The organism is Bacteroidota bacterium, assembly GCA_034439655.1.
In the GTDB taxonomy this organism is placed as follows: Bacteria; Bacteroidota; Bacteroidia; order UKL13-3; family UKL13-3; genus CANJUD01.
Genome location: JAWXAU010000030.1, coordinates 1 through 5,222, shown reverse-complemented (window position 1 = coordinate 5,222; position 5,222 = coordinate 1). Strand labels below are relative to the sequence as shown.

Here is a 5,222-nt window from a genome sequence, read left to right as displayed (position 1 = left end):
CAACTTTGAAAATATAAAAAAAATAATCGGACACTTGACACCTTTTCTAAGAGCTTTAAACATTGTGGAGTTTAGGAATAAACATTGTGGAAAGAGAGATTGAATATTATAAATAAGTTTAGCCTTTCTGAGTGATAGCAAATTCCATTCGCTGCGGCGAACAAAATCCCCGTTTCCCAATCCCCATTTCTCCCTAACTTTGCCCCCATGCCACGCTTCATTTGGTTTTTTGTGCTCATCTTATTTGCTAGTCCTGCCCTTGCACAAACCGAAGACGACGACCTGCAGCAGCAGCAGCAATTAATTGAACGCCTCACCGAAAACCAAAGCACCAATGCCGATGTGAACGAATGGACAGAACAACTCAGACAGTTTGCACAAAACAAGATAGAACTGAACCACTGCACACGCCAGCAACTAGAACAACTGGGCTTGCTTAGCGATGTACAAATAAATAATTTTCTGCAGCACCGTGTTAAGTTTGGCAATCTCATTTCTATATTGGAACTGCAAGTAATTCCTGGTTTCGCTGTGGCCACCATTAAAAGTATACAACCCTTTGTAATGGTGCAAAAAGATTGGCTGCCCCAAGGTGGCAATTGGAAAAGTATACTCAGCAGCGGCTCGCACCAACTAAATTGGCTCAACCAAATGCAACCCGAGCAGAATGAAGGACAGCGACGCCGTGTAGTAGGCGATACCATTGGCAGAAGCTATTACCCGGGTTCTCCGCTACACTCCGTATTTCGCTATCGTTATTCATATTCCGATAAAATTAGTATATCATATCTTGGGGAAAAAGATGCAGGCGAACAATTTGGCCGTGGCATTAATAAGCAAGGTTTCGATTTCAATTCCGGACATATTATGATAGGTGGGTTCAAGCATTTGCAAAAATGGGTGATTGGCGATTTTAATATTACCCTCGGTCAAGGTCTTACCATAGGCAGCGGGTTGGCATTCGGCAAATCGGCGATGGTGCTTAACCTCAAAAGAAACTATAGCGGTATTAGGCCCTATCGCTCAGTGAACGAAAATGAGTTTATGCGTGGCACGGCCATCACACTTAAATACGGCAATTGGTGGGTAACAGCATTTGCAGCCCGTCAGCACTTGGACGGCTCGGCAAACCAAGATACATTTGCCAGCGATGAAGGAAGTATTGCGGGCTTGGTAAGTACTGGGTTCCATAGAACAGCTAGTGAACTTGCAGGAAAAGATATATTGTTACGCAATGCTGCGGGAGGAAACCTCACCTATAAAACCAATAATTTTCAAATAGGATTAAATATATGTTATATCAATTATGGGCAAGCTTTTGTGCCGCAAAAAAAACCCTATAATTTATATAAATTTCAGGGAACAAATAATTTAAAATTCGGCACCGATTATAGATATACCCGCCGCAACTATACTTTTTTTGGCGAGTTAAGCATGAACCAAAACGGAGCGTTGAGCGGTTATCATGTTTTCCTGATTAGCCTTACCAATAAACTGGATGCCGCTATTATGATGCGACATTATGCCAAGGACTACCAACCCCTTTTATCGAATGCCATTGGCGAAAATACCAATAACGAAAACGAACAAGGATTGTATACTGGATGGATATATAAACTGGGTCGAGGTTTTACGCTGAATAGTTATATAGATTTTTATCGTTATCCCTGGATTACTTACACTGCCGACGTGCCCAATAGTTATGGCATGGATCATTTAAGTCAGTTGGATTATCAGGTTTCGAAAAAGATAAGTATGTATATACGCTATAAGTATAAAATGGGGCAGCTCAATGCAAACACGGGGTCTGCATTCTCTGAGCTAGAACAGCAGGGCAAAGAAAATTTCAGATTCAATCTGTCGATGACTACACTGGGACAAATAGAATTACATTCACGGGTAGAGGCATCATTATATACACATACCAATCAGTCGAACGAAAAAGGCGTAATCGCATATCAAGATATAGAAAAGCGTTGGCGTAAATTGCAAGTTACCCTAAGAGTAGCTTTCTTCAATACCCCCGGTTATAATAGCCGCATCTATGCTTACGAAAACGAACTTCCATTTGCCTATTCAATAATACCTTTTTATGCTACTGGCACACGTTATTATATAATGGCTCGCTGGCACCATTCAAAAAACTTTGATATATATGCAAGGCTTGCACAAACTTATTATAGCGATCAGACAGATATTGGCAGCGGGCTCGATTTAATTAAGTCGAACCACAAAACCGATGCGAAGATGATGCTCTCGTGGAGAATTCAAGGTCACCCTCCAACTAACTTGGCAAGAAGATAAGCCGCTGTCGCTGCTACAGCACTAATTAAGCATACTCTTATGGCACCCCACACCGGACTTTGCCCCGTGAGCTTCGATTTAAAATATCCGAATACCAATAATACAATTCCTGTAGAAATAGATGACCACATCAACCCTTCATTGGGGGTTTCGGTATACCAATATGATAATAAAGGAATCATCCCTCCTACCACGTAGGCAAAACCTATTACTATACCACTTTTGTAGGCTTGCTTGGGATTGGGTCTTTCTAATCCAAGCTCAAAACGCATCATAAACTCTATATAGTTTTCTTTGTTTTTTTTGAGGTCTTCTATAAATCTAAGGCGAGTATCGGCACTAATACCATATACCACCAAAGCATCATCTACTTCTTGTTCTTCGGCTTCGGGCATATGTTCTATTTCGTATGCCTCACGCAGTCGTTCATTATGATAATGCTCGGCACCAGTTTTTGCAGCGAGGTAGCCGCCCAATCCCATAGCAATGGAACCCGCAACAACCTCTGCCAAACCAGCAGTTATGATAAGATTATTATTATCTAGTGCACTACTTAATCCTGCTGCTAAGGCAAAAGGAACCGTAAGGCCATCACTCATACCTAAAACTATATCCGTGAGGGATTGCGAGCCTTTAAAATGTTTTTCCTGTCCCATATTTATTTAGTTTCTGACCTGAAATTAGGTTCTTGGATTGAAAGCGTCTCTTTTGATGTCTGCGAAAAAAGAGGATTTTTCGGACATGCATTATTTATTCATCATCGATAATTTTATTTGAGTCAGCCTGCGTTTGGTATCGAGCGAAAAGTCGCTGTTCATCATCCAATCATAATAGGAAGGTTCGCTTTGCAATACTTGGGTAACAAGCTTTCCCTTATGTTTACCAAAATTGAACACGGGCACTTTGTTCTTATCATAAATAAAACGCCCGCTAAAATCTACCTGATTTGTTTTGCCAGAAAACTCAGACAACTTATCAATCTGATTTGAAATCTGCGGATACCTAATCAATTGAGCTTTTAATATCTCATAAGTTGCTTTGGTATCGGCCATGGCGGTATGAGCATTCTCCAAATCTTTGTCGCAATAAAACTTATATGCTGCCGATAAATTCCGGGGCTCCATGGTATGAAATATTCTTTGTACGTCAACAAACTGTCTGCTATCGCTGTCGAAGTCGACATTACTTCTCAAAAATTCTTCAACCAATAACGGGAAATCAAACCTCACCGAATTGAAACCCGCAAAATCACAGTGCTTCATATACTCATTGAGCTCACCTGCAAGCTGGGCAAAGGTGGGTTCATTTGCCACATCAGCATCGCTTATGCCATGTATCGCTGTAACTTCAGGCGGAATTGGTATAGTAGGGTTCACCAAATAACGCTTGTCTTCTTCGCGTCCATCGGGGAAAATCTTTACCATGCCTATTTCCACTATTCTATCGGTAGCTACATTGGTGCCTGTGGTTTCTAGGTCAAATACCAATAAGGGTCTGTTCAATTGTAATTCCATCTTGGGGCAAAGATGGTATAAGTTAAGTTAAGTTTATACCGAAAATATAAACCAACTTCGCACCATTACAAAATAAAACGTGATTCTATTCGCCGCGGCAAACAGAATGACGTCGTACTCAAACGCCAAACTAAAACTCCCACAAATTGTGTTCGTATTCAAACAGTTTTTTCTTGATGTTGTCGCTTTCTATTAAAGCATTCACAGGGCTCGATTTAAATTCTTCAAATTGATTGATGCGCATATCAAATGGATTTGACTCTTTATATATCCAACTGCTGAACATACGCAATTCGAAAAAATCATCATAGCTTAATCGGGCTGCATCGTTATTGCGGTTAAACACTTCTTGATTTACTGCAACATTTCTGAAACACATACTGTCTCTGCCTGTATTATCATGATATTTGAAATAACATATTGGAATTTCGGCAGTAGGTATTCCATTAACCGTTTTCACAAACAGGGGAGCTATATATATAATTCGAGAAAAGAATCTGGATTCCTTTTTATCGAAAATCCAATCTTCCAGAATCTTATATCTTTTTATTCCGCCTTCCCAATCAAATTTAATAAATATAAGAGAATCATGGCCCGGTCCAAATGGATCAAAAGGGTCATCGGGAACAAAAATAATTTTCGTATCACTGGTAATTTTTTCAACTTCCGCAGCTTCTTCGGCTCGGTCTAATGAATCTGAATAATAAGGTGTCAAATAACCCTCGTTCATCGCATTCTGTAGTATGTGCGAAAGTGGATTTTTGGGCCAGTTCATTAATATATTCATTTTTTCACGCACGTCTATCATGCATTCTACACGCCAGCAATACATTACATCTGCTTCACATAGGTGCGGCCAATAAATAAGACCGCGTTGTTTAATGGTATTGGGATCATAAAGACCCACTGGTGGAACCTGAGCATTTGCCTGAATCACGGTCAAACAAATCAAAATAAAATTTGCTATTTTTTTCATCGCGGTAATTATTTAATATAATACTATAATTTGGATAGCTATGGGTACAGAAAAGACCTATCAGGCCCCACTGCCTAAATACCTGATATAAAAAAAAACGGAAAAATTAATACAATAAAACCAATTATATATATAACGTGATATTGCAATTAATATTGTACATAAAGTATGACCATTATATATAATACCATTTCTTAAACTATAATAGTTCTCCGCCTGTGGCGGATTAGTTTTTAGAATGGTAATGCCGAACTACATCCCGAAAGCCCCGCTTAATCCCGATAATTATCGGGATGCGGGGGGATTAGTCCCCCTTTTTTTGGACTATTATACCGTTACCTAATTCAATTTAGTCCAAAGTGGGCATGCTAAAATATACTCAAATCCACATATAGATTTTACATCCACATTTGCTAATTGATTTACTT

General features: G+C 39.6%; 4 protein-coding genes. 1 reads left to right on the top strand and 3 read right to left on the bottom strand.

The genetic code is table 11. From position 1 onward, the window contains the following. The first annotated feature begins 207 nt into the window (after positions 1-207). Positions 208-2,304 (top strand): hypothetical protein, encoded by a 2,097-nt coding sequence (locus SGJ10_01870; GenBank protein ID MDZ4756873.1) that lies wholly within the window; start codon positions 208-210, stop codon positions 2,302-2,304. Here the strand turns inward: SGJ10_01870 and SGJ10_01865 are convergent. The 3 genes from SGJ10_01865 to gldN form a co-directional block, all read right to left on the bottom strand. Next, positions 2,274-2,960 (bottom strand): VIT1/CCC1 transporter family protein, encoded by a 687-nt coding sequence (locus SGJ10_01865; GenBank protein ID MDZ4756872.1) that lies wholly within the window; start codon positions 2,958-2,960, stop codon positions 2,274-2,276. The genes SGJ10_01870 and SGJ10_01865 overlap by 31 nt on opposite strands. A 90-nt stretch (positions 2,961-3,050) precedes the next feature. Then, positions 3,051-3,818, bottom strand: coding sequence for a 3'-5' exonuclease (locus tag SGJ10_01860; GenBank protein MDZ4756871.1), 768 nt, complete (start codon positions 3,816-3,818; stop codon positions 3,051-3,053). Positions 3,819-3,948: 130 nt separating this feature from the next. Beyond that, a complete protein-coding gene (gene gldN, locus SGJ10_01855; protein ID MDZ4756870.1) occupies positions 3,949-4,794 on the bottom strand; it encodes a gliding motility protein GldN in 846 nt (281 codons plus the stop codon). Positions 4,795-5,222 lie beyond the last annotated feature (428 nt).